Annotated in this window: 20 protein-coding genes; 10 read left to right on the forward strand and 10 right to left on the reverse strand. The window is 60.3% G+C overall.

Annotated elements, in window-relative coordinates; genetic code table 11:
- Window positions 1-9: 9 nt before the first annotated feature.
- On the reverse strand, window positions 10-318 hold the full coding sequence (locus tag J2Y39_RS15635; protein ID WP_409037434.1) for a glutamine synthetase: 309 nt from the start codon (window positions 316-318) through the stop codon (window positions 10-12).
- Window positions 319-595: 277 nt separating this feature from the next.
- Between J2Y39_RS15635 and zigA the strand changes: the two genes are divergently transcribed.
- Both zigA and J2Y39_RS15645 read left to right on the forward strand, forming a co-directional pair.
- Window positions 596-1,801, forward strand: a complete 1,206-nt coding sequence (zigA, locus tag J2Y39_RS15640) for a zinc metallochaperone GTPase ZigA (protein ID WP_056790996.1) — start codon at window positions 596-598, stop codon at window positions 1,799-1,801.
- On the forward strand, window positions 1,801-2,451 hold the full coding sequence (locus J2Y39_RS15645) for a DUF1826 domain-containing protein (RefSeq protein WP_252877144.1): 651 nt from the start codon (window positions 1,801-1,803) through the stop codon (window positions 2,449-2,451). Before zigA ends, J2Y39_RS15645 begins: the two co-directional genes overlap by 1 nt.
- Window positions 2,452-2,455: 4 nt before the next feature.
- On the opposite strand, the gene J2Y39_RS15650 is transcribed toward J2Y39_RS15645, so the two are convergent.
- Window positions 2,456-2,812 carry an NADH:ubiquinone oxidoreductase gene (locus J2Y39_RS15650; protein ID WP_310218653.1) on the reverse strand — a complete coding sequence of 119 codons (357 nt, stop codon included), beginning with the start codon at window positions 2,810-2,812 and terminating at the stop codon, window positions 2,456-2,458.
- A 40-nt stretch (window positions 2,813-2,852) separates the two neighbouring features.
- On the opposite strand from J2Y39_RS15650, the gene J2Y39_RS15655 reads away from it, so the two are divergent.
- Window positions 2,853-3,818, forward strand: a complete 966-nt coding sequence (locus J2Y39_RS15655) for a GTP-binding protein (protein ID WP_310218655.1) — start codon at window positions 2,853-2,855, stop codon at window positions 3,816-3,818.
- Between the two features lie 6 nt (window positions 3,819-3,824).
- Here J2Y39_RS15655 and J2Y39_RS15660 read toward each other — a convergent pair whose 3' ends face one another.
- Window positions 3,825-4,238 carry a DUF3301 domain-containing protein gene (locus J2Y39_RS15660; protein ID WP_038861179.1) on the reverse strand — a complete coding sequence of 138 codons (414 nt, stop codon included), beginning with the start codon at window positions 4,236-4,238 and terminating at the stop codon, window positions 3,825-3,827.
- Window positions 4,239-4,355: 117 nt separating this feature from the next.
- Between J2Y39_RS15660 and pdxY the strand changes: the two genes are divergently transcribed.
- Window positions 4,356-5,228 (forward strand): pyridoxal kinase PdxY, encoded by an 873-nt coding sequence (gene pdxY / locus J2Y39_RS15665; protein WP_041476573.1) that lies wholly within the window; start codon window positions 4,356-4,358, stop codon window positions 5,226-5,228.
- Window positions 5,229-5,333: 105 nt separating this feature from the next.
- Here the strand turns inward: pdxY and J2Y39_RS15670 are convergent, their stop codons facing one another.
- Window positions 5,334-5,816 carry an acyl-CoA thioesterase gene (locus tag J2Y39_RS15670; protein ID WP_016772447.1) on the reverse strand — a complete coding sequence of 161 codons (483 nt, stop codon included), beginning with the start codon at window positions 5,814-5,816 and terminating at the stop codon, window positions 5,334-5,336.
- 278 nt (window positions 5,817-6,094) lie between these two features.
- Between J2Y39_RS15670 and J2Y39_RS15675 the strand changes: the two genes are divergently transcribed.
- The gene (locus tag J2Y39_RS15675; RefSeq protein ID WP_150743150.1) at window positions 6,095-7,858 is read left to right on the forward strand and encodes a cation:proton antiporter; all 1,764 of its coding nucleotides are present in this window, start codon (window positions 6,095-6,097) and stop codon (window positions 7,856-7,858) included.
- A gap of 21 nt (window positions 7,859-7,879) precedes the next feature.
- On the opposite strand, the gene J2Y39_RS15680 is transcribed toward J2Y39_RS15675, so the two are convergent.
- From J2Y39_RS15680 to uvrD, 3 genes are all read right to left on the reverse strand, one after another.
- Entirely contained in the window at window positions 7,880-8,287 is a 408-nt protein-coding gene (locus tag J2Y39_RS15680) for an SMI1/KNR4 family protein (RefSeq protein ID WP_056790981.1), read from the reverse strand.
- Window positions 8,288-8,422: 135 nt separating this feature from the next.
- Entirely contained in the window at window positions 8,423-9,298 is an 876-nt protein-coding gene (locus tag J2Y39_RS15685) for a Tim44 domain-containing protein (protein WP_016772449.1), read from the reverse strand.
- 300 nt (window positions 9,299-9,598) lie between these two features.
- Complete coding sequence (gene uvrD, locus J2Y39_RS15690) at window positions 9,599-11,782, reverse strand: DNA helicase II (protein ID WP_095181201.1); 2,184 nt, start codon at window positions 11,780-11,782, stop codon at window positions 9,599-9,601.
- A 256-nt stretch (window positions 11,783-12,038) separates the two neighbouring features.
- Here uvrD and J2Y39_RS15695 point away from each other — a divergent pair, with 256 nt between their 5' ends.
- The 3 genes from J2Y39_RS15695 to J2Y39_RS15705 all read left to right on the forward strand — a co-directional run bounded on the left by J2Y39_RS15695 (window position 12,039) and on the right by J2Y39_RS15705 (window position 16,343).
- The gene (locus tag J2Y39_RS15695) at window positions 12,039-14,912 is read left to right on the forward strand and encodes a GGDEF domain-containing phosphodiesterase (RefSeq protein WP_056790975.1); all 2,874 of its coding nucleotides are present in this window, start codon (window positions 12,039-12,041) and stop codon (window positions 14,910-14,912) included.
- Between the two features lie 127 nt (window positions 14,913-15,039).
- Window positions 15,040-15,906, forward strand: a complete 867-nt coding sequence (gene hexR, locus J2Y39_RS15700; RefSeq protein ID WP_007962240.1) for a transcriptional regulator HexR — start codon at window positions 15,040-15,042, stop codon at window positions 15,904-15,906.
- Window positions 15,907-16,139: 233 nt separating this feature from the next.
- Window positions 16,140-16,343 carry a PA3496 family putative envelope integrity protein gene (locus J2Y39_RS15705; RefSeq protein WP_080902479.1) on the forward strand — a complete coding sequence of 68 codons (204 nt, stop codon included), beginning with the start codon at window positions 16,140-16,142 and terminating at the stop codon, window positions 16,341-16,343.
- Here the strand turns inward: J2Y39_RS15705 and J2Y39_RS15710 are convergent.
- Window positions 16,285-17,247, reverse strand: coding sequence for a LysR family transcriptional regulator (locus J2Y39_RS15710; protein WP_252868494.1), 963 nt, complete (start codon window positions 17,245-17,247; stop codon window positions 16,285-16,287). The two genes, J2Y39_RS15705 and J2Y39_RS15710, sit on opposite strands and share 59 nt — an antisense overlap.
- A 190-nt stretch (window positions 17,248-17,437) precedes the next feature.
- Between J2Y39_RS15710 and J2Y39_RS15715 the strand changes: the two genes are divergently transcribed.
- Together J2Y39_RS15715 and oadA are read left to right on the forward strand one after the other, a co-directional pair.
- Window positions 17,438-18,853, forward strand: coding sequence for an acetyl-CoA carboxylase biotin carboxylase subunit (locus J2Y39_RS15715; protein WP_024014853.1), 1,416 nt, complete (start codon window positions 17,438-17,440; stop codon window positions 18,851-18,853).
- A gap of 11 nt (window positions 18,854-18,864) precedes the next feature.
- Window positions 18,865-20,673 carry a sodium-extruding oxaloacetate decarboxylase subunit alpha gene (gene oadA / locus J2Y39_RS15720; protein ID WP_310218668.1) on the forward strand — a complete coding sequence of 603 codons (1,809 nt, stop codon included), beginning with the start codon at window positions 18,865-18,867 and terminating at the stop codon, window positions 20,671-20,673.
- A gap of 211 nt (window positions 20,674-20,884) precedes the next feature.
- On the opposite strand, the gene J2Y39_RS15725 is transcribed toward oadA, so the two are convergent.
- On the reverse strand, window positions 20,885-23,074 hold the full coding sequence (locus J2Y39_RS15725; protein WP_310218670.1) for an autotransporter domain-containing protein: 2,190 nt from the start codon (window positions 23,072-23,074) through the stop codon (window positions 20,885-20,887).
- Window positions 22,977-23,264, reverse strand: coding sequence for a hypothetical protein (locus J2Y39_RS15730; RefSeq protein ID WP_252878200.1), 288 nt, complete (start codon window positions 23,262-23,264; stop codon window positions 22,977-22,979). Before J2Y39_RS15730 ends, J2Y39_RS15725 begins: the two co-directional genes overlap by 98 nt.
- Between the last annotated feature and the right edge of the window lie 124 nt (window positions 23,265-23,388).

Consider the following 23,388-nt stretch of genomic DNA (forward strand, 5'->3'; position numbering starts at 1 on the left):
AGGTTTTCACTAGCAGCCCGTCATCCGGCTGCAAGTGAACCTTGCGCTGCTACCACCCGAGCTGGAAAAACGGTTGATGGTCGTCCAGCCGACACGGCGGGTGTAGCCAACCCAAGCCTCGCCATCGGAGGCGATGCCGGTAAAAAAGGTTAATTGGCCGAAGCGGCTGTTGGTTTGCGCCCAATAGCGATGGCCGTCCTTCTCGAATCCGCGCAGGTAAAGCGTGGTGCCGACCGTATTGACGCTATAGGCATTGCCGTCGGCGTCCACACATGCCAGCAAATTAGCGCTGCGCGTGCAGTGCGCGAGCGCCGGCATTTGCGCTTGGGCTTGGCCGGCCAGCGACGTAGCGCAGCTCAAAAGCAGGTATTTCAACCCATTGTTAATTGCGAGTTTCCACGATCGGTGGTGCGGCAATTTGCGAAATCTCCTGCGTCGGACTGGCAAGCTCAGGTTGTTATACTATAACATAAATCGCCACCAGCCTGAGCTGCCGATCACAATCGTTTGCCTTCATTGTCCCGAGTAATGGAGCGCAACACGCCAAGCGCACACCTGAAAGCGCAAATCGGCTGCCATTTATGAGGATTATCCAATGTCAGCCAAATTGCCCGTCACCGTACTTTCCGGATTTCTCGGCGCGGGAAAAAGTACACTTTTGAATTACGTACTACGTAACCGAGACGGCTTGCGTGTAGCGGTGATCGTCAACGATATGAGCGAAATCAACATCGATGGCAGTGAAGTCCAGCGTGATGTCAGCCTGAACCGCGCTGAGGAAAAACTCATCGAAATGAGCAATGGCTGTATCTGCTGTACGTTACGTGAAGACCTCCTTGAAGAAGTCAGCAAACTCGCTCGCGAGGATCGTTTCGATTACCTGCTGATCGAATCAACCGGCATTTCCGAACCGCTTCCGGTCGCTGAAACCTTCACCTTCCGCGATGAACAAGGGCAAAGCCTCGCCGACATCGCGCGCCTGGACACCATGGTCACGGTCGTCGACGGCGTGAATTTCCTGCTCGATTACCAGGCGGCCGAAAGCCTTGCCTCTCGCGGCGAGATTCTCGGTGAAGAAGACGAGCGCTCCATCACCGATCTGTTGATCGAGCAGATCGAGTTCGCCGACGTCCTGCTGATCAGCAAAATCGACCTGATCAACCAGCACGAGCGCGAAGAACTTACCGCGATCCTCAAGCGCCTCAATGCCCAGGCTGAAATCATTCCAATGGTGATGGGCGAAATCCCCCTGGAGAAAATCCTCAACACCGGTCGTTTCGATTTCGAGAAGGCCGCACAAGCGCCTGGGTGGCTGCAGGAATTGCGCGGTGAGCACGTCCCGGAAACACAGGAATACGGCATCGCCTCGACGGCCTACCGCGCGCGCCGGCCATTCCACCCGCAACGCTTTTTCAGCTTCATTGACCGCCCATGGCTGAACGGCAAGCTGCTGCGCTCCAAAGGCTTCTTCTGGCTCGCCAGCAAACCCACCGATGCCGGTAGCTGGTCTCAAGCCGGCGGTTTGATGCGGCATGGATTCGCCGGGCGCTGGTGGCGTTTCGTAGCAAAGAATCAATGGCCCGAAGATCAGGAAAGCGTGCAGGCGATCATGGAAAACTGGACTCCAAGCGTAGGAGATTGCCGCCAGGAGCTGGTTTTCATTGGTCAGAACATCGATTTCCTACAGCTCTCCGCCGAACTCGATGCCTGTCTTTTGACCGACGAAGAAATGGCCATGGGTGTAGAAGGCTGGCGTTCGCTGCCTGATCCATTCGGCCCTTGGCAAGAAGAGGCCGCCTGATGCTCGCACTCAAGGATCAGCCGCTTCTTACCCGTCAGCAGCACCAGGGTGTGACACCGCAAACGTTGACGCGAATCCTGGACGACCAGACCAATCTCGCCGTCTGGCAACGCCAGCTACCCGTGCACATCGCCGATTTTGCGCAATTGGTGCTGTCGCTCAACGAGCCCTTGGCCGAGTCGCTGTGTCTGGAATTGCCCGACGAAGATGCCGAACCGGATCTCGCCGGTCTGGCTGCAGGGCTGCGTGATCTGCACGGTTTCGAAGGTTTCATCAGCGACCTCAAATGGCTGATCAGTGCCTTCACCTGCCTGCTGGGCGCGCGGCGTATTGGCGTGCGTTTGCGCGTGCTGGACAAGGCCATGTGTCCGCGTTTCCACGTCGATCACGTGCCGGTGCGCCTGATCACTACTTACGCTGGCATCGGCAGCCAATGGCTTGAGGAGGGTGCGATGGACCGCGCGCAACTTGGCCAGGCCGATGCCGAACCGCAAGATCCAGCGTCGATTCGCCAGCTCAACAGCGGCGACGTCGCGCTGCTCAAAGGCGAAAAGTGGCACGGCAATGAAGGCTTCGGCCTGATCCATCGTTCGCCGCAACCGGCACCCGGTGAGCGCCGTCTGTTGCTGACCCTCGACTGGCTCGGCTGACACATCAGGGCTTGCGCCAGACGCCCTGGCTCTGGCCTTCGCAATATGGCTTGAGATACGCCGTATCGGTGGCCACGCCGTAATAGTGGATATCCTGGCGATAGGGCATATTGGCGACTTGCGCGTTGCTGCACACGCCGAAAGCGCCGCTCGGGCACTGGTCGACGTATTCCACCTCGACCTTCTGCCCGGCCAGCGTCGGTTGGCAGAAGCCGTCATTGAACAATTTCTGCGGAATCGTCCGGTTCTGCTGACAGACTTTGACGTCGAGCCGTTCGCCCTGTGTGTGCACCACGCAGGCCTGAGCCCACGCTTCACTCGACAGCAGCGCCAACAGCAACGACCATCCCGACCAGCGCATCTTCGATCTCCTCAATAACTGTCCGCAGAAAGTACCCGCCATGTTGCAGAACATTCCGACCCACGTCATCGCCGGCCCGTTGGGCGCCGGCAAGACCAGCCTGATTCGCCAGTTGCTGGCGCAACGGCCTGCGGACGAACGCTGGGCGGTACTGATCAACGAGTTCGGCCAGATTGGTCTGGACGCCGCGCTGCTGACTCGCGACGACGATGGTATCGCACTGGGTGAGGTGGCCGGGGGCTGCCTGTGTTGCGTCAATGGCGCGCCATTCCAGATCGGCCTTGGCCGCCTGCTGCGCAAGGCCAGGCCGGATCGACTGTTTATCGAGCCATCCGGGCTGGGCCATCCGGCGCAATTGCTCAAGCAACTGAATGAGGCGCCGTGGCTGGGTGTGCTGGCGGTTCAGCCCTGTGTTCTGGTTTTGGACGCTCAGGCATTGCACGCAGGTAGAGCCTTGCCGGACGCTCAGCAGCAAGCGTTGGCCAGTGCGGGGTTGTTGCTGCTGAACAAAGCGGAAGATCTCGATGAAACAGCTCGAAACAGAATCGCCAGCCAGTTGCCGCCCGTCAGGCTGATCTGGACGCAGCAAGCGCAACTGCCTCTGAGCGAGCTTCCGGGGCTGGCAGTAAAGGCGAACGAAGACGCAGGGCATCTGCCGCTGCCCACTGGATTGGCACAGCTGCCAGCGGTCTGGAGCGATCCGGCCGAACCGATCTGCCTGAGTCAGGCTCAAGAGGGGGGCTGGAGCATCGGTTGGCGCTGGCATCCGGGGCAGGTATTTGATCAAGCACGCATCGCCGATTGGCTGAGCGCGCTCGACTGGAACCGGGCGAAACTGGTTATCCACAGCACGGATGGCTGGGTTTCGGGCAATGCGCTGGAGCATGCCGAGCTGAGTTGGCAAGCCAGCGAATGGCGAAAAGACTCAAGAATTGAGCTGATCTTCGCTGAACCGCAGAACATCGAACAGCTGCAAGCCGGTTTGGCTGAATGCCGGATTCAGTGAGTCAGCTCAAGGCTTCCACTTGGTATGTTCCTGGCGCCACTGGCTCAGCTCGATGACTTCTGCGCGAGGCTTGTGCACTTCGACCACCGGCGGCGTGTCGTCGAACGGCGCCGGGTAGGGTGCCAGTTCAATCTGCGCACTGTGCGCGCCGAACTGGGTGACGGTGCCGTTGTGGCGGCTTTCGCCAGTCACGGTGAACTCGAAGTTGTAGACCCGCGCCAGTCGTCGGCGACCGTTGGCATCCCTGATCAGCCCGATCTTTTTCAGCGCGACGTTACCGTCCAGCAGCTCGACGCCAACATTGGTGCAATGCTGTTTGACCCGCTCCAGCGCGCGCTCGCGCAAGCCGTGGTTGTGCCATAGCCAGGCACCGGCGGCGGCGAACAGCATCAGCACGAAGATGTTTTCCAGGGTCAGCATCGACATCGAACTCCAAAAGATGGCGTCAGCTTAACTGTCTCGCCGGTCTGTCGTACAGGCTGTGTTTCGTCGCATACTGCGCGGCTTGAATTTCAATCGTTTTACGGAATGACCCGAATGAAACGTACGCCTCATCTGCTCGCCATCCAGTCCCACGTGGTGTTTGGCCACGCCGGCAACAGCGCTGCGGTTTTTCCGATGCAGCGGGTCGGGGTCAACGTCTGGCCGCTCAACACCGTGCAGTTTTCCAACCACACCCAGTATGGTCAGTGGGCCGGTGAAGTGCTGGCACCGCAGCAGATTCCCGAGCTGATCGAAGGCATCGCTGCGATTGGCGAGCTGGGCAATTGCGACGCGGTGCTGTCCGGCTATCTCGGTAGCGCCGCGCAGGGCCGGGCGATTCTCAGCGGTGTGGCGCGGATCAAAGCGGTCAATCCGAAGATGCTGTATCTGTGTGATCCGGTGATGGGCCATCCAGAGAAGGGTTGCAGCGTGCCCACCGAGGTCAGCGATTTCCTTCTCGATGAAGCGGCTGCCGTGGCGGACATCATGTGCCCGAACCAGCTGGAGCTGGACAGTTTTTCCGGGCGCAAGCCGCAGTCGCTGTTCGATTGCCTGGCGATGGCACGTGCGCTGCTGGCGCGCGGGCCGAAAGCGGTACTGGTCAAGCATCTGGATTATCCGGGCAAACCGGCGGATGGCTTCGAAATGTTGTTGGTGACGGCTGAGGGCAGTTGGCATTTGCGCCGTCCCTTGCTGGCGTTTCCGCGTCAGCCGGTGGGGGTGGGCGACCTAACGTCCGGCCTGTTCCTGGCGCGGGTACTGCTGGGCGACACGCTGTTGGCGGCATTCGAATTCACCGCAGCGGCAGTGCATGAGGTGTTGCTGGAAACCCAGGCGTGCGCCAGTTACGAGCTGCAACTTGTGCGGGCGCAGGATCGCATTGCGCATCCGCGGGTGAAATTCGAGGCGACCGCGATCAGTCTTTAATCTCGTCGTTGTTCAAAAAAGATCGCAGCCTTCTGCAGCTCCTACATGGGTTTGCATTCCAAAATGTAGGAGCTGCCGAAGGCTGCGATCTTTTGCTTTTTGGTCTCAGGCGTCGCCCTTGATCTCCTGATAACGCTTCTCCAGTTCCTGACGAATCTGCCGGCGCTGCTGCGCCTGCATGAAGCGGCGTTTGTCTTCGCTGTTCTGCGGTTGCAACGGCGGCACGGCGGCCGGTTTGCGCTGATCATCCACCGCGACCATGGTGAAGAAGCAGCTGTTGGTGTGGCGCACCGAGCGTTCGCGGATGTTTTCGGTGACCACTTTAATGCCAACTTCCATCGACGTGTTGCCGGTGTAGTTGACCGAGGCCAGGAACGTCACCAGTTCGCCGACATGAATCGGCTCGCGGAAAATCACCTGATCCACGGACAGGGTCACCACGTAGCGCCCGGCATAACGGCTGGCGCAGGCGTAGGCCACTTCGTCGAGGTATTTGAGCAGGGTGCCGCCGTGGACATTGCCAGAGAAGTTGGCCATGTCGGGGGTCATCAGTACCGTCATCGACAGCTGGGCGTTTCCGGGTTCCATAACGTTCTCACGGATCAAGGCTGATTGCAGGAAGCGCCTCTGCGGGCACCTGGTGGCTTTTCAAAAAGCACCGTTATCGGGACGCCGCGCGGCGGGCCGCCGTCACGCCGGTAGCGATCTGTTTCCATATATTGCACCGGCTTCCAGAGCGAAGTCGCGGTGTTAACCTGCAAAAGCCCTGCCCAAGGGCAATTCCTACATTAAAAGCGGATTTTTACCCTGCTCGCGCAGAACGTCTGACGTCTGTCCGCGCGCCTCGTCATCAAGGAGCCTACGCCATGCATGCCATCAGTTTTATTCAGGATCTGGCAGTGATCATGCTGGTCGCGGGCGTAGTAACCGTACTGTTTCATCGTTTCAAACAACCGGTGGTGCTCGGCTACATCGTCGCCGGCTTCATCATCGGCCCGCATACGCCGCCGTTCGGCCTGATTCACGATGAAGAAACCATCAAGACCCTGGCCGAACTCGGGGTGATCTTCCTCATGTTCTGCCTTGGCCTGGAGTTCAGCCTGCGCAAGTTGTTCAAGGTCGGCGCCACGGCGTTCATTGCCGCGTTTCTCGAAATCATCCTGATGATCTGGATCGGCTACGAAATCGGCCGCTGGTTCGACTGGAACACCATGGATTCGTTGTTCCTCGGCGCGATTCTGGCGATCTCCTCCACCACGATCATCGTCAAAGCGCTGAATGACCTGAAGATGAAGAACGAGCGCTTCGCGCAGTTGATCTTCGGTGTGCTCATTGTCGAGGACATCCTTGGCATCGGCATCATTGCGCTGCTGTCGAGCATCGCCGTCAGCGGCACGGTGAGCTCGGGGGAAGTGTTCTCCACGGTCGGCAAGCTGTCGCTGTTCATGATCGTCGCGCTGGTCATCGGCATCCTGCTGGTGCCGCGTCTGCTGGCTTATGTGGCGAAATTCGAAAGCAACGAGATGCTGCTGATCACCGTGCTCGGCCTGTGTTTCGGCTTCTGCCTGCTGGTGGTCAAGCTCGAATACAGCATGGTTCTCGGGGCTTTCCTGATCGGTGCGATCATGGCCGAGTCGAAGCAGTTGTTGAAAATCGAGCAGTTGGTCGAGCCGGTTCGCGACTTGTTCAGTGCGATCTTTTTTGTCGCCATCGGCTTGATGCTCGACCCGCTGATTCTCATCGAATACGCCTGGCCGATTGCGGTGATTACCGTGGCCGTAGTGCTGGGCAAGATGTTGTCCTGCGGCCTCGGTGCGTTTATCGCCGGCAACGACGGACGGACTTCGCTGCGAGTCGGCATGGGTCTGTCACAGATTGGCGAATTTTCCTTCATCATCGCCGCGCTGGGCATGACCTTGCAGGTGACCAGCAACTTCCTCTACCCGGTCGCTGTAGCCGTGTCGGTGATCACCACGCTGCTGACGCCGTACCTGATTCGCGCGGCAGATCCGTTGTCGATCAAGCTCTCGGCAGTCGTGCCCAAGCGTCTCGGGCGTGTACTCGGCATGTATGGCGAATGGTTGCGCAGCATCCAGCCGCAAGGTGAGGGCGCGCTACTGGCGTCGATGATCCGACGGATCCTGTTGCAGGTCGGGGTCAATCTGGCGCTGGTGATTGCGATCTTCTTTGCCGGCGCATATTTCGCCGAGCGCATTTCGTTGTGGCTGCAGGACTGGATCAGCGATCCGAGCTGGCAGAAGGCACTGATCTGGGGCGGGGCGTTGCTGGTCTCGCTACCGTTCCTGATTGCGGCTTATCGCAAGCTCAAGGCGCTGTCGATGCTGCTGGCGGAGATGGGCGTCAAGCCGGAGATGGCCGGGCGTCATACACAGCGAGTGCGCCGGGTGATCGCCGAAGTGATCCCGATTCTCTCGCTGCTGGTGATTTTCCTGCTGTTGGCAGCCTTGTCGGCCAGTATCCTGCCGACCAACAAGCTGCTGGTGCTGATCGCCGTCGTCGCGGCCGCCGTTGCGGCGCTGCTCTGGCGCTGGTTCATCCGCGTGCATACGCGGATGCAGGTGGCCTTGCTGGAAACCCTCGACAACCATAAGGAATCGTCGGGGCATTGACCCACAGGGGCGTTTGGCGGCTCAGCTTTCCAGCCAGACGTCCCGCGCCCAGTGCCACACCGATTCCCAGGTTTCTTCAGCAATCAGTTCTTCTTCGGCCTGCCACAGCACCACGGTGCCGTCTTCTTCGACACAGTAGTAGTCATCGCCGTCCTGACAGATCGGGATCAAGCTGCGATCAACACCCGCGTCCCATGCATTGGCCGCCACGTCCGGCAGATAGGTGCGCGATTGCGGATCAGTGACGGTCACTGGCTCAAGGCTGCCATAGACCACATCGCTGACGGTCAGCAAAAATTCTTTGAAGACGAACGGAATGTCGATGAACAGTTGTTCTTCGATTTCCACCAGCAGGTCTTCGTCAGGCAATTCCAAAGGAACCGGCACGGGTTCGTTGGCTTCGCGCAGTTGTTCGATGATTTCTTCCACGTCCGGGATCCTCTTGCTGAATGGCGCGGTTTATATGGGCCGGTTTATACAGTAGCTCGCCATAGATGCAACCGTGAAATGAAAAACCCCGGCCGTGGCCGGGGTTCTGTTACCGCAAGTGAAGCGCAGCAGGGATCAGCCGTTCTGGCGGATACCGGCGACCAGCCAAGGCTGGTTGTCGCCCTGCGGACGTTCCATGTTCCAGCTTTCGCTGAACACTTCGCCCTGGTCGAAACGCGAGGTTTTCGACACGCCGGTAAAGGTCAGGGTGGCGATGGTCTTGTCGGCACGATCGTCGACGCCGTCCAGTTGCACCTGCAGGTTGTCGATGTAGGTCGACTGGAAGCCATCGCCCAGATCCGCACGCTCACGCTTGAGGAACTCAAGCATTTGTGGGGTCACGAACTCGGCGATCTTGTCCATTTCGTTGGCGTCCCAGTGCTGCTGCAGCGACTGGAAGTGGCTACGCGCAGCTTCAAGGAAGCGCTCTTCGTTGAACCAGGCCGGTGCGTTGATCACTGGACGGGCGGCAGCCGGAGCAGCCGAACCACCGAAGATCGAACCCATGGCGGCAGGCTTCTGCTCGAACACTTCACGCTGCATCGGCGCGCCGGCCGGAGCGAATTGCTCCTGCTGCTTGCGACGACGGGCGGCGATGAAGCGGAAGATCACGAACGCGATCAGGGCCATGATCAGGATGTCGAAGATCTGCATGCCCTGGAAACCGTCGCCCATGAACATCGACGCGAGCAGGCCACCGGCGGCGATGCCCGCCAATGGGCCGAGCCAGCGCGAAGCACCGCCGGCCTTGGCCGCGGCGCCAGCAGCACCGGCAGCGCCAGCGGTCGCTGCTGCGCCGCCCACGCCTGGAGAAGAGGGAGCCATCTGGCTGGTCTGGTGCGTCGGCGCAGCGCCGGCGCTTTTGCCACCACCAAAGCGCTTGGCGTTGGCGTCGAGGCTCATCGTCAGGCCGATGCACAACGCCATGGCGATGCTAAGAAAACGTTTCATAAAGGGTATTCCCGTTTTGTGGAGACACGCGCGCCATGTTGCACAGCTGAAGTGTTACTGGCTAGCGAGAGAGTGTTTCGGGCTTTTGCCTGACAGGTTGCGTTCAGCTTGGCGAGGCAATCAGCCGATGTACTTTTGTCTGTAGGAAAAGGCGATAGGTTCAGAGGGATTGATGCACTTGCGTCGCATAACCTGTGGGAGCGAGCCTGCTCGCGAAGGTGTCGTGTCAGGCAAATGATTGCTTGATGACACAGCGCTTTCGCGAGCAGGCTCGCTCCCACATGGGTTCAGTGCCGGTGATTAGATCGCTTCCAGCTTGGCATAGCCGAGCATCAGCCACTTGCTGCCTTCGCTGAAGTTCACCTGCACCCGGGCCTGGGCGCCGGAACCTTCGAAGTTGAGGATCACCCCTTCGCCGAAGATCGAGTGACGTACGGCCTGACCGAGCACAAAACCGGTTTCCGGAATCTCGCTGCCGTTGAACAGGCTGCTGCCGCTCATCGACTGGTTGCCGCCGAACGGTCGGCTGACGCTATTGGACAGGCGCACTTCCTGGATCAGGCCTTTCGGCACCTCGCGGACGAAACGCGACACCTTGTTGTAGGTTTCGCTGCCGTACAGGCGCCGGGTTTCGGCGTAGGTCATGACCAGATTCTGCATCGCCCGGGTGATACCGACGTAAGCCAGACGCCGTTCTTCCTCGAGACGCCCCGGTTCTTCCAGGCTCATCTTGTGCGGGAACAGGCCTTCTTCCATGCCCACGAGGAACACGTAAGGGAATTCCAGGCCTTTGGCGCTGTGCAGGGTCATCAGCTGCACGCTGTCTTCGTGCTCGTCGGCCTGAGTGTCGCCGGCCTCCAGCGAAGCGTGGCCGAGGAACGCCGCCAGTGGGGTCAGTTCTTCGTCCTCTTCGGTGTTCTCGAAGTTACGTGCGGCGCTGACCAGTTCCTCAAGGTTTTCCACCCGGGCCTGGCCTTTTTCGCCTTTTTCCGCTTCGTGATAAGCGATCAGGCCGGATTGCTCGATGACGGTTTGCGTCATCAGGTGCAGCGGCATCTCGGCGCACTTGGCGGCGAGGTTCTCGATCAGTTCGATAAATGCACCGAGCGCGCTCGCTGCACGGCCGGTCAGGCCTTTGTTGGCCACCAGCTGGCGCATCGCTTCCCACATCGATACGTCGCTGTGCCGCGCATGCTCGCGGATCGCTTCGACGGTTTTCTCGCCGATGCCCCGCGCCGGTACATTGATCACGCGCTCCAGCGCCGCGTCGTTGCCACGACCTTCGAGCAAGCGCAGGTAGGCCATGGCGTTCTTGATTTCCGCGCGTTCGAAGAAGCGCTGACCGCCATAGATGCGGTACGGGATGCGCTCGCGCAGCAGGGCTTCTTCGAGCACCCGCGACTGGGCGTTGGAGCGGTACAGAATCGCAATATCGCTACGGGCCAGACCGGTTTTCAGCGCGCTTTCGATGGTTTCCACCACGTAACGCGCTTCGTCGTGTTCGTTGAACGCGGCGTACAGATTGATCGCTTCGCCATCGCCGCCATCGGTCCACAGCTCTTTACCGAGGCGCCCGGTGTTGTTGGCGATCAGCGCGTTGGCGGCTTTGAGGATACCGGCGGTGGAGCGGTAATTCTGTTCCAGACGAATCGTTTCGGAGTCCGGGAAGTCCGAAGAGTACTGATGGATGTTCTCGATCTTCGCCCCGCGCCAGCCGTAAATCGACTGGTCGTCGTCGCCGACCACCATCAGGCTGTCGCCGCCCTTGCCGAGCAGGCGCAACCAGGCGTACTGCACGGCGTTGGTGTCCTGGAATTCGTCGACCAGAATATGCCGGAAGCGCTTTTGGTAGTGCGCCAGCAGGCCCGGGTGATCGCGCCACAGATCGAGGGCGCGCAGCAGCAGCTCGGAGAAATCGATCACGCCAGCCCGCAGGCATGCCGCCTCGTAGGCTTCGTAGATGCCGCGCATGGTGGCCAGGAACAGGTCGCCGCTGGCCTGAATGTGTTGCGGCCGCAGACCTTCGTCTTTCTGGCCGTTGATGAACCACTGCGCCTGACGCGCCGGCCAGCGTTGCTCGTCCAGGCCCAGCTCGCGGATCACCCGCTTGACCAGACGCTGCTGGTCATCGCTGTCGAGAATCTGGAAGGTCTGGCTCAGGCCCGCTTCCTGCCAGTGCGCCCGCAGCAAGCGGTGCGCGAGGCCGTGGAAGGTGCCGACCCACATGCCGGCCGGGTTGATGCCCAGCAACTGCTCGATGCGATGGCGCATCTCGGCAGCGGCCTTGTTGGTGAAGGTCACCGACAGGATGGAGTGAGGTGAGGCGTTTTCGACCTGGATCAACCAGGCGATACGGTGCACCAGCACTCGGGTTTTACCGGAACCGGCGCCGGCCAGGACCAACTGACGGCCAACGGGGGCTGCTACGGCCTGGCGTTGGGCATCGTTGAGGGAGTTCAGCAGAAGGGAGAGATCATCGCGCATCGGGGCATTCTAGGGTGCGCCGCAGGCCCGGGCAAACCGCGCGTTGCATTAGCCGATGAAAGTGCTGCCGATGACGACCGGTCGGTCACTGGCTGCAGGCTTCGGCCCGTCTCGCCTGAGGGGTTGCAGCGGTGCGCAAGCGGCGGAAAATTTCCCCGCAATTGTGATCGGCAGCAGTTTGGCATCGGGATCGGCTTGTGTATGCTCCGTCCACGTTTCGGGCGCACGCCCTCCTATAAGAACAAGAACGTTGCCCATGATCCTCAGCGCCGAACTGTCGGGGCCCTCCGTGGACCCCCGGGTGATCCGCAAGCACTATGCCGTCGAAATGGCGGTGGAGCGCACGCGTCTGCTGTATCAGGGCTCGTTGTTGCCCACGCTGTTCATGTTGATCAATGGTCTGGTCTGCGCCGCTTTGCTCTGGAGCCCGCAGCGCTACTTCGTGGTCAGCGTCTGGCTGGTGTGGCTGCTGTCGCTGGTCGCGCTGCGGGTGATTCAGGTGGCCGCGTTCGATTCGGCGATTCCCGATCGTCAGGCCCAGCCAATCTGGTTCCGCATGTTCCTGCTCGGTTCGACCATGACCGGCCTGACCCTGGCCGGAGCCGGCATCGCTCTGGTGCCCGCTGACAACTTCATGCAGCAAGCCTGGGTGTTCGGCCTGATCGGCGCGGCAACGCTGTCGGCCAGCGTCGCCTACGCGGTGAGCCTGCCGGCGTTCCTGTCGTTTACCTTGCCGTGCCTGCTGCCAGCGATCGGCTACCTGTTCTGGGGCGGCGACGATCAGGCGCGGGGCTGGGGCTGGCTGGGGCTGATCCTGCTCGGTTCGCTGAGCGTGGTGGCATGGCAGGTCAATCGGCTGATCGACCGTGGATTGCTGCGGCGTTTCCAGAATCAGCACCTGATCGAGCATTTGCAGCAAGCGCAGACGCGCAGCGAACAACTCAATCATGAGCTTGGCAAAGAGATCGAACAGCGCCGCTGTGCCGAGGCGCAATTGCGTGAAGCGCAGGTCGATCTGGAAGATCGCGTGGCCCAGCGCAGCCGCGAACTGGATGCCGCCAATCAGGCCCTGAGCAAAAGCGAAGCGCGCCTGGCGCTTGCGCTCAAGGCCAGTGAGCTCGGATTGTGGGACTGGAACCTGCAGACCGACGAAGTCCATCACACACAGATTCAGGAACTGTTTGGCCTCGCCCCGGAGTACGTCACCGCGCTGCTGCGCGACCTCAAGCCACGACTGCACCCCGAAGACGTGCCGTCACTCAAGTTCGCCCTGGTCGAGCATTTGAAGGGGCGCACCGAGGATTATCAGGTTGAGTATCGCCTGCGCCACGGCGACGGCCACTGGGTGTGGATCGAGGACCGTGGCCGCGCCGTAGAGCGCAGCGCCAGCGGCCGGGTGATCCGCATGGTCGGCACTCGCCGCGATATCAGCGCCAGCAAAAGCCTTGAAGAGCAGCAGCGGCTGGCGGCCACGGTGTTCGAAGCGGCCAGCGAAGGCATCGTGATTCTCGACCCGAACTACGCGCTGATTGCGATCAACCAGGCGTTCAGCCGGGTCACCGGTTACGAGATCGACGACATGCTCGGGCGCAACGTCGTCGAGTTGCCCTGCAGCCGCGATGCCCATCGCCACTATGTGGCGATCCGGCATGCACTGGAGCAGCACGGCAGTTGGCAGGGTGAACTCGTGGAAACCCGCAAGAACGGCGAATTGTATCCGCAGTGGCTGCAGCTCAACGCGGTGCGCGACAGCCGGGGCAATGTCAGCCATATTGTCGGCTTCTTCGCCGATCTCTCGGCACGGCGTGCGTCGGAAGAACGCCTGCGTTATCTGACCCATTACGATGAGCTCACCGGCCTGGCCAACCGTTCACTGTTCCGCGAACGCCTGCACGAAGCCCATCAGCGGGTGCGGCAGGGCGGGCGCCGCAGTCTCGCATTGCTGCACATCAATCTGGATCGCTTCAAATTGCTCAATGACAGCCTCGGCCATGAAGTCGCCGATCAGCTGCTGCAAAAAATGGCGCGGCGGCTGGTCAATGCCTTGCCTGAGGCCGACACCATTGCGCGCTTGTCCGGAGACGAGTTTGCCGTGCTATTCGATGCCTACGGCAATCTGTCGAGCCTGGCGCGGGTGGCGACGCGGTTGTCGGCCAAGCTGCGTTTGCCGCTGAGTGTCGACGGGCATGAATTGGTAGTCAGCGCTTCGATGGGCATCAGCCTGTTGCCGGACAACGCGCGTGAGATCTCCGCGCTGGTCAGCCAGTCGAACATGGCCATGCAGCATGCCAAACATCTGGGTGGCAACAATTTCCAGTTCTTCACCGACAGCCTGCAAGCCAGCACACTCGAACGCTTGCAGCTGGAAAACCACTTGCGCCGAGCCATTGAAGAACAGCAACTGACAGTGTTCTACCAACCGAAACTGTGCCTGCAAACCGGCCGCATGAATGCCGCTGAAGCGCTGGTGCGCTGGGATCATCCGAGCATGGGCCAGGTGCCGCCGGCGGATTTCATTGGCCTGGCCGAAGAGACCGGTCTGATCGGGCCGATCGGCGAATTCGTTTTGCGTCAGGCGTGCTGGCAGGCGTGCGAATGGCAACGGCAGGGCCTGGCGCCGATCCGCGTGTCGGTGAACCTGTCGGTGCATCAGCTGCGCCAGGGCAAACTGGTCAGTCTGGTCCGGCAAGTGCTGGAAGAAACCGGGCTGGCGCCGCACTACCTCGAGCTGGAGCTGACCGAAAGTCATTTGCTCGACAGCGTCGAACACATCATTGCCACGTTCCAGCAACTGCGCGATCTGGGAGTGAAACTGGCGATCGATGATTTCGGTACCGGGTATTCGTCGTTGAGTTACCTCAAGCGCATTCCGGTGGATTACGTGAAGATTGATCAGGCGTTCATTCGCGGCTTGAGCGAGGGCAGTGCGGACGCGGCGATCACTCGCGCGATCATCGCCATGGCCCACGGACTGGCCCTCAAAGTCGTCGCCGAGGGTGTCGAGCGTGAGGATCAGCTGGCATTTCTGCGCGCCGAACGCTGCGACGAAGTGCAAGGTTATCTGATCAGCCGGCCGGTGGACGCTGCCCGTCTGGCCGGGCTTCTGCGTGATCAGGCAAATCCGCAGTAAGGGCTACATGCACCTCAGCGCGCCTGATGCCGGGACATCGAGTTACGCATTGAGCAGGCAAAATGCCCATTCATGTAGTATAACTACAAGCTTGCTACATCCTTGCCCACAAGAAGAGTCCAGCCCCTTGAATCTGCTGCAACACATCGCCCAGTCACGTCACCTGTTACGCAAGTCGGAGCTCAAGGTCGCCGACCACGTGCTGCTTGACCCTGCGGCAGTGATGCACAGCTCCATGGCCGACCTGGCTCACAGCGTCGGCATCAGCGAGCCGACCATCGTGCGCTTCTGCCGCGCCATCGGTTGTTCCGGCTTTCAGGATCTCAAGCTGAAACTGGCGCAAAGCCTGGCCGCCGGCGCCAGCTTCGGCCAGTTCGCGATCCACGAAGATGACTCCGTCGCCGACTACAGCCTGAAGATTTTCGACACCACGCTGCACACCCTGATGGAAGTGCGCGAGAAGCTCGACCCGGTGGAGTTACAGCGCGCGGTGACGCTGATGTCCCAGGCGCAGCGTGTCGAGTTCTATGGCTTCGGTGCTTCCGGAGCGGTGGCCGCGGATGCACAGCACAAGTTTTTCCGTTTGCTGCTGACCGCGGCGGCGTACTCCGACCCGCACATGCAGGCCATGTCAGCCGTTACCTTGAAACCGACCGATGTGGCGATCTGTATTTCCCAGTCAGGGCGCTCCAAGGATTTGCTGATCACCGCTAACCTCGTTCGCGAAAGCGGGGCATCGCTGATCACCCTGTGCCCGAGCCAGACGCCCTTGGCCGAACTGTCGACCGTCAATCTGGCGATCGATGTGCATGAAGACACCGAGATCTACACGCCGCTGACCTCGCGAATCGCCCACCTGGTCGTGATCGACGTGCTGGCGATGGGCGTGGCCATGGCGCGCGGGCCGAGCCTGGTCAATCACCTCAAGAGCGTGAAGCGCAGTCTGCGCAGTTTGCGTTTGTCGCCCAAGGCCGTGAAAGCGCTGGACGATTGAGCAAGGTCGTTCCGACCTTGTTCGCGAGCAGGCTCGCTCCCACAGGGGGGCTTCTGAGAACATAAATTCTGGGTCATAACGGGATCAAATGTGGGAGCGAGCCTGCTCGCGAAAGCGTCCTCAACAACAGCACATCCCTGCGCACATTTCATCACATTGTCATCCCCGCGCAGCCAAACCGTCATCCCCCACGCCTATCGTAAAACTCCCGTACTCGCCCTGGGAGACTCGAAATGGCTCAGCCCTACGAAGAACGCAACAGCGCCGCGAAAACCCGTCGTCAGCAGGAAGATCAGCGCCGCATGGAATTTCGCCGCGCAATCGAGGATCGCTTCGAACTTCGCCAGCTTCAGGCCGAGATCGGCGATTTTCCCGAGATCACGCACTGGCAGGCAGCGCCCGCCGCTTCCCGTCGAAACGCTCAACCAGCGCAATAATCTGCGCCCGCTCGCTGCGGATGAACGCCAGGAAGGCGTGCGCCACCGGTGACAGCCGTTTGGCTTTGGCTTGCACCAGACACCAGCTGCGCATCAGCGGCAACTCCTCGACCGGCAGCTCGATCAGGCCGCCGGTCGCCAGCTCCAGGTTCAGGGCGTGGCGCGTCAACAGCGCCAGGCCCAGACCCGCCAGCACGCATTCACGCTGAGCTTCGGCGGACGCCACCTCCTGGGTCTGAGTGAAGTGCACGCGCTTTTCCTTGAAGTATTCCTCGCAGGCCAGACGCGTGCCCGAGCCCGGCTCGCGTATCAGCAGCGTGTAAGGCTCCAGATCCTGCAAGCGCAACGGGCCCATGTGTGCCAGCGGATGATCCGGGCGCGCCACGGCGACAATCGGATTATTGAGAAACGGCAGGAATTCCAGGCCCATGTCCTGCGGCACCATCGACATGATCACCAGATCATCACGGTTGTCCGAGAGGCGGCGGATGACCTGGCCACGGTTGACCACGGTCAGCTGCAAATTGACTTCCGGATGCTGGCGCTTGAATGCAGCAAACAGATGCGGCACGAAATATTTGGCGCTCGATTCCACCGCCAGTTTCAGCTGACCCTGCAGTGAACCCTGCATGTCCGACAGTTGCATGTCGAGGTTTTCCAGGCGCCCGAAAATGTCGCGGCTGGCGCGCTGAAGCGCTTCCGCCGCCTCGGTCATGTAGAGTTTTTTGCCGACATAGTCGAACAGCGGCTGGCCAATCAGCTCTTCCAGCTGACGAATCTGTAGGCTCACGGCCGGTTGTGTGAGGGACATTTCCTCGGCGGCGCGGCTGTACGAGCGTAAATCACACACCTCATTGAAGATCTGCAATTGACGCAATGTCATACGCATCAATGACTTACGCATATTTTTCAGGCTCGGTCAGCGGTCAGTTGCTTCAACTATAAGTGTTTGCTTATGCCTGACCCAATTTTTATTCATTTTTGTTAATCCCTCAGCAGCGCTAGTGTGGACCTGCGACTGAATTGAAACATTTGGTCACGCGTCGACCTGGGTCTAGCAGGTCGTGGTGCCACCGGCTCAAGGGAACCTCCAAGTGATAAAAAAGATCCTGATCGCCAACCGTGGTGAGATTGCCGTACGCATCGTACGAGCCTGCGCCGAAATGGGCATTCGCTCGGTTGCGATTTTCTCCGACGCCGATCGCCATGCCTTGCATGTGAAGCGTGCGGACGAGGCCCACAGCGTGGGTGCCGAGCCACTGGCCGGCTATCTGAACCCGCGCAAGCTGGTGAACCTGGCGGTGGAAACCGGCTGCGATGCGCTGCACCCCGGCTACGGCTTCCTTTCGGAAAACGCCGAGCTGGCGGAAATCTGCGCTGAGCGCGGCATCAAATTCATCGGCCCGTCGGCGGAAGTCATCCGGCGCATGGGCGACAAGACCGAAGCGCGCCGCAGCATGATCAAGGCCGGCGTACCGGTGACGCCCGGTACCGAGGGCAACGTCTCCGGCATCGAAGAAGCCTTGGTCGAAGGCGATCGCATCGGTTACCCGGTAATGCTCAAGGCCACCTCCGGTGGTGGCGGTCGCGGTATCCGTCGCTGCAACAGCCGCGAAGAACTCGAACAGAACTTCCCCCGGGTCATCTCCGAAGCCACCAAGGCGTTCGGTTCGGCGGAAGTGTTCCTGGAAAAATGCATCGTCAATCCCAAGCACATTGAAGCGCAGATCCTTGGCGACAGCTTCGGCAATGTCGTGCACCTGTTCGAGCGTGACTGCTCGATCCAGCGCCGCAACCAGAAGCTGATCGAGATCGCGCCGAGCCCGCAGCTGACCCCGGAACAGCGCGCCTACATCGGCGACCTGTCGGTTCGTGCAGCCAAGGCTGTGGGCTACGAGAACGCCGGCACCGTGGAGTTCCTGCTCGCCGAGGGCGAGGTGTACTTCATGGAAATGAACACGCGGGTGCAGGTGGAACACACCATCACCGAAGAAATCACCGGCATCGACATCGTCCGCGAACAGATTCGCATCGCTTCCGGCCTGCCGCTATCGGTGAAGCAGGAAGACATTCAGCACCGTGGCTTTGCGTTGCAGTTCCGTATCAACGCCGAGGATCCGAAGAACAACTTCCTGCCGAGTTTCGGCAAGATCACCCGTTACTACGCCCCCGGCGGCCCGGGCGTGCGCACCGACACGGCGATCTATACCGGCTACACCATTCCACCGTTCTACGACTCGATGTGCCTGAAACTGGTGGTCTGGGCGCTGACCTGGGAAGAGGCGATGGACCGTGGCCTGCGCGCCCTCGACGACATGCGTCTGCAGGGCGTGAAGACCACCGCCGCCTACTACCAGGAAATCCTGCGCAACCCGGAATTCCGTAGCGGCCAGTTCAACACCAGCTTCGTTGAAAGCCACCCGGAACTGACCAACTACTCGATCAAGCGCAAACCCGAAGAGCTGGCCCTGGCCATCGCCGCCGCCATCGCCGCCCACGCAGGCCTGTGAGGAATACAAGAATGAGCAAGAAAATCTTCGTAACAGACACCATCCTGCGCGACGCTCACCAATCGCTGCTCGCCACCCGCATGCGCACCGAAGACATGCTGCCGATCTGCGACAAGCTCGACAAGGTCGGCTACTGGTCGCTGGAATGCTGGGGCGGCGCGACGTTCGACGCCTGCGTGCGCTTTCTCAAGGAAGACCCGTGGGAGCGCCTGCGCCAACTGCGTGCGGCGCTGCCCAACACCCGCTTGCAAATGCTCCTGCGCGGGCAGAATCTGCTCGGCTATCGCCACTACAGCGATGACGTGGTCAAAGCTTTCGTCGCCAAAGCAGCGGTGAACGGCATCGACGTGTTCCGCATCTTCGATGCGATGAACGATGTGCGTAACCTGCGCGTTGCCATTGAAGCAGTGAACGCTGCCGGCAAACATGCGCAAGGCACCATCGCCTACACCACCAGCCCGGTGCACACCATCGACGCTTTCGTCACCCAGGCCAAGCAAATGGAATCCATGGGCTGCGACTCGGTAGCGATCAAGGACATGGCCGGTCTGCTGACCCCGTATGCCACTGGTGAACTGGTGCGTGCTCTGAAAGCCGAGCAGTCGTTGCCGGTGTTCATCCACTCCCACGACACCGCCGGCCTGGCCGCCATGTGCCAGCTCAAGGCGATCGAAAACGGCGCCGATCACATCGACACCGCGATCTCCAGCTTCGCCTCGGGCACCAGCCACCCGGGCACCGAATCAATGGTCGCCGCGCTCAAGGGCACCGAGTACGACACCGGCCTGAATCTGGAGCTGCTCCAGGAAATCGGCCTGTACTTCTATGCCGTGCGCAAGAAGTACCACCAGTTCGAAAGCGAATTCACCGCCGTCGATACCCGTGTGCAGGTCAACCAGGTGCCGGGCGGGATGATTTCCAACCTCGCCAACCAGTTGAAAGAGCAGGGCGCTCTGAACCGCATGAGCGAAGTGCTCGCAGAAATCCCGCGCGTGCGTGAAGACCTCGGCTTCCCGCCGCTGGTGACCCCAACCTCGCAAATCGTCGGCACCCAGGCGTTTTTCAACGTACTGGCCGGCGAGCGCTACAAGACCATCACCAACGAAGTGAAGCTGTATCTGCAGGGCGGCTACGGCAAGGCACCGGGCGTGGTCAATGAAAAGCTGCGGCGCCAGGCGATCGGCAGCGAAGACGTCATCGACGTGCGCCCGGCCGATCTGCTCAAACCGGAAATGACCAAGCTGCGTGCCGATATCGGCGCACTGGCCAAATCCGAAGAAGACGTACTGACCTTCGCCATGTTCCCGGACATCGGCCGCAAGTTCCTTGAAGAACGCGCCGCCGGCACTCTTACGCCGGAAGTGCTTTTGCCGATCCCGGAAGCGGGCGCCGTTGCCTCGGCGAGCGGCGAAGGCGTGCCGACCGAGTTCGTCATCGACGTCCACGGCGAGACTTACCGCGTCGACATCACCGGTGTCGGCGTCAAGGCCGAAGGCAAGCGCCACTTCTATCTGTCCATCGACGGCATGCCGGAAGAAGTGGTGTTCGAACCGCTCAACGAATTTGTCGGTGGTGGCAGCAGCAAACGCAAACAGGCCTCGGCACCAGGCCACGTGAGCACCACCATGCCGGGCAACATCGTTGATGTGCTGGTCAAGGAGGGCGATACCGTCAAGGCAGGCCAGGCGGTACTGATCACCGAAGCGATGAAGATGGAGACCGAAGTCCAGGCTGCCATCGGCGGCAAGGTCACGGCGATTCATGTGGCCAAGGGCGACCGGGTCAACCCGGGCGAAATCCTCATCGAGATCGAAGGCTGAGATAACAGTCGCGATCCAATGCTTTAAACCTCGGGGGGGCATGTGCTCCCCTTTTTTTTGCCTGTGATTTTCCGACCTGTCAGGTCATTGTCAGGGACCGCATGTGGGAGCGAGCCTGCTCGCGAATGCGCCAGGTCAGCCAATAGCATCTTTTGTATGATGCACCGCTTTCGCGAGCAGGCTCGCTCCCACAGGAGGCGTGCTTAATCCATCAGAACGCCATGCGCCATTGACCCGCCACGCCATACGTTCGGCTGTCATTACCCAGCTCACCCGTCAAGCCCACGCCCAGTGTGTGCGCCGCCGAAAGACCAAGATCGAGCCCCGCATCCAGCGACAGACTGTTCCGATCCAGTGCCGCGCCGGTCACTTCGAAGCGCTTGCCGCCCTTGCGCAGTTGCTGGCGGGTGTCACTGTCGATGTCGCCGTAGGTATGTTTCCAGCCTGCGCTCAATCGCGGGGTCAAATGCATGCCGTTATCCAGCGTATTGACCAGCGCAACACGCAGACCGAAGGTGCTGCTGAAGTTGTCGCGGGTCTGGCCGTAGACTTTCAACGCCGCGTCGCCGCCCTTTTCGTTGTAGCTGTCGCGCTGATAGCGCTGATAGCCGAGGCTGGCGAAGGGTTCGAGGGTCACGTTGTTGCGGCCCAGGTTGAACCCGGCCTCGGCAAATGCTTGCTGAGTATTGGCGTCGTAATTGCCTTTGAGACGATCGCTGAAACCCTTGAACGCGACCCGCCGTGTGCTGCTGCCGTCATGGCTGGCGTAGGTCGCACCTAGGCGCAAAGACAGCGGGCCATCCTGACGCACGGCGTAGGCACCGAGGTGCCAGCTGTCGAGGTCGCCGTCGTACTGGCGGGCATCGAGTTTGGTCTGCGATTTGCCGCCAAGCAGGCCGACATGCCAGTGCTCGTCGAGTCGCCAGTCAGCGCCCACGACCAGCCCTTGCGTGGCATGTTGGAGGATGCCGTCAGCGTCGCGGTCAACCTTGCCGCCGTGGCCCAGCGCCTGAACCCACACCCGTCCGGAGTCTTCGTTGCCTGCGGCCTGACGCGGTGAACTGCGCGAGCCGTCAGTAGAGCCGGAACGGTTGTCCAGTTGGCGCATCGCCGAGAGCATGCTCGTACTGACCGGCGTGATACTGCTCAGCGTGGCTTTGGCGAGGTTGGCATTGCTGCCTGCGGCAAGTTGATCGAGGGCGATTGGCGCGGTGGTTTTATCGCTGGTCAGCAGTGCGGCGACGGCGGTGTTAATGGGCTTTGCAGGCTCCGACGCGGGCTGTGCGGTGGTTTGTGCAGTTACGATTTCGTCGGGCATCGATGATTCCACCGATGCGGAGTCTTCAATCAAGGTCGCAACTGAGGTCAGGGCGGGGGCTGGAGCTGCGATCACCGCTGTCATTGAAGCTGGAGCGGGCGTTGTCGCGATCGGTACAGCGGGAGAAGTCGGCTGCTCTGGCTCGATAATACTTCCTGCAAGTGCGCCTGCATTTTCTGTAGGAGCGAGGCTTTCAAGCGGTTCACCATTGCGAGCGTAAGTCAGCCCAACCGATTTCTTGTTGTATTGAGCCGTGGCCGTCATATACGCCAGATCGTTCTCGATCCGGCCAAACTCGCCTTTCACCTCACGGGCTTCGATGATTTTGTATTGGCTGCTCTGCGGATATTCTCCGGGAGCCGAAACAATCTTCAGGGTGGCACCTTCGAGTTGGGCGGTGCCATCGACCTTGATCGTCTGACCACCAGCGGGAGTGACCTCGTAAGCCAATTCGGCGCCAGGCGCCAAGTGCAAATTACCCTTCACTCGTGGTGCGCCAAGCGCTGCATTGACGGTGAGCAGCCCACCCACCTCAAGATTTCCCACCGTGCCTTTACCGGCGAAACTGCCGCCATTCTGGACATACACATCACCCTTGATGCTGCCGAGGTTGGTCAACGCTCCACCGCTGTCGACCAGAACACCTTCATGGAAATCGCCTTTGGAGCTCAATGTCCAGTCGCCTTGGGCGACGAATAACCCATTGAAGTTGCGCGTGTCGTTCAACGTGCCGCCATCCGCAGCATTCAGGAACAACACGTTATCGCCCTTGCCGCCATCCAGCCGGCCAGTGAAGCTTGCCCCGTCTGCAAGGGTGATCAAGTCGTTGACTTCAGTCCCTTTGAACACGGCTTCCGGTGTCGTAAAGGTAATCGGCACTGTGCTCGCGTCGTTGAGAAAACCCTGGAGCCGTTCCAAAGCCTGTTGCTTGGGGTTGGCTTCGGGCTGTTCCGTCGTTTCCATGCTTGGGGGCTGCTCGATTGCTTCAGTGGATTGCTCGGCGTTCGCCAGCGCTACGCAACCCATTGCCAATGAAATAGCCAGAGCCAGGTGTTTTGGTGCGAATAGGTGTTGAGTGGGCATCAGGTTCGATTTCCGTATCGAGAAAATCCAACTCTATTGCTGCCTGAAAAAAACCGATGTCGGCCGCTTCCCACATCCACGCAGGCGACATCGGATCGTTCTGTGGAAAATCCTCACTGGATTTCGCAAACAATTCTTTTGCGCGGCGCCACTTGTTCTTTTTCCTACAGCTTTCGCTTGAAGACGGCATTTTTATCAGCGTGAAGTTAAATGCTTGTCTGCATTATTTTGCATTTGGTAAGTCAGTGGCGAGCGCTAATGTGCATTTAGTTGCAGATTTGGGGCGTCTTTGGCTGCCAGAATGCACTATATTG

Origin of the sequence: Pseudomonas sp. 2957, from assembly GCF_031456345.1 — a bacterium.
Taxonomy (GTDB): domain Bacteria; phylum Pseudomonadota; class Gammaproteobacteria; order Pseudomonadales; family Pseudomonadaceae; genus Aquipseudomonas; species Aquipseudomonas siliginis.

Excerpts from the sequence above, each read along its gene's own strand:
- J2Y39_RS15635 (WP_409037434.1), bottom strand. The coding sequence starts at position 318 with ATGCCGGCGCTCGCGCACTGCACGCGCAGCGCTAATTTGCTGGCATGT.
- zigA (WP_056790996.1), top strand. The coding sequence starts at position 596 with ATGTCAGCCAAATTGCCCGTCACCGTACTTTCCGGATTTCTCGGCGCG.
- J2Y39_RS15645 (WP_252877144.1), top strand. The coding sequence starts at position 1,801 with ATGCTCGCACTCAAGGATCAGCCGCTTCTTACCCGTCAGCAGCACCAG.
- J2Y39_RS15650 (WP_310218653.1), bottom strand. The coding sequence starts at position 2,812 with ATGCGCTGGTCGGGATGGTCGTTGCTGTTGGCGCTGCTGTCGAGTGAA.
- J2Y39_RS15655 (WP_310218655.1), top strand. The coding sequence starts at position 2,853 with ATGTTGCAGAACATTCCGACCCACGTCATCGCCGGCCCGTTGGGCGCC.
- J2Y39_RS15660 (WP_038861179.1), bottom strand. The coding sequence starts at position 4,238 with ATGCTGACCCTGGAAAACATCTTCGTGCTGATGCTGTTCGCCGCCGCC.
- pdxY (WP_041476573.1), top strand. The coding sequence starts at position 4,356 with ATGAAACGTACGCCTCATCTGCTCGCCATCCAGTCCCACGTGGTGTTT.
- J2Y39_RS15670 (WP_016772447.1), bottom strand. The coding sequence starts at position 5,816 with ATGGAACCCGGAAACGCCCAGCTGTCGATGACGGTACTGATGACCCCC.
- J2Y39_RS15675 (WP_150743150.1), top strand. The coding sequence starts at position 6,095 with ATGCATGCCATCAGTTTTATTCAGGATCTGGCAGTGATCATGCTGGTC.
- J2Y39_RS15685 (WP_016772449.1), bottom strand. The coding sequence starts at position 9,298 with ATGAAACGTTTTCTTAGCATCGCCATGGCGTTGTGCATCGGCCTGACG.
- uvrD (WP_095181201.1), bottom strand. The coding sequence starts at position 11,782 with ATGCGCGATGATCTCTCCCTTCTGCTGAACTCCCTCAACGATGCCCAA.
- J2Y39_RS15695 (WP_056790975.1), top strand. The coding sequence starts at position 12,039 with ATGATCCTCAGCGCCGAACTGTCGGGGCCCTCCGTGGACCCCCGGGTG.
- J2Y39_RS15705 (WP_080902479.1), top strand. The coding sequence starts at position 16,140 with ATGGCTCAGCCCTACGAAGAACGCAACAGCGCCGCGAAAACCCGTCGT.
- J2Y39_RS15710 (WP_252868494.1), bottom strand. The coding sequence starts at position 17,247 with ATGCGTAAGTCATTGATGCGTATGACATTGCGTCAATTGCAGATCTTC.
- oadA (WP_310218668.1), top strand. The coding sequence starts at position 18,865 with ATGAGCAAGAAAATCTTCGTAACAGACACCATCCTGCGCGACGCTCAC.
- J2Y39_RS15725 (WP_310218670.1), bottom strand. The coding sequence starts at position 23,074 with ATGCCCACTCAACACCTATTCGCACCAAAACACCTGGCTCTGGCTATT.
- J2Y39_RS15730 (WP_252878200.1), bottom strand. The coding sequence starts at position 23,264 with ATGCCGTCTTCAAGCGAAAGCTGTAGGAAAAAGAACAAGTGGCGCCGC.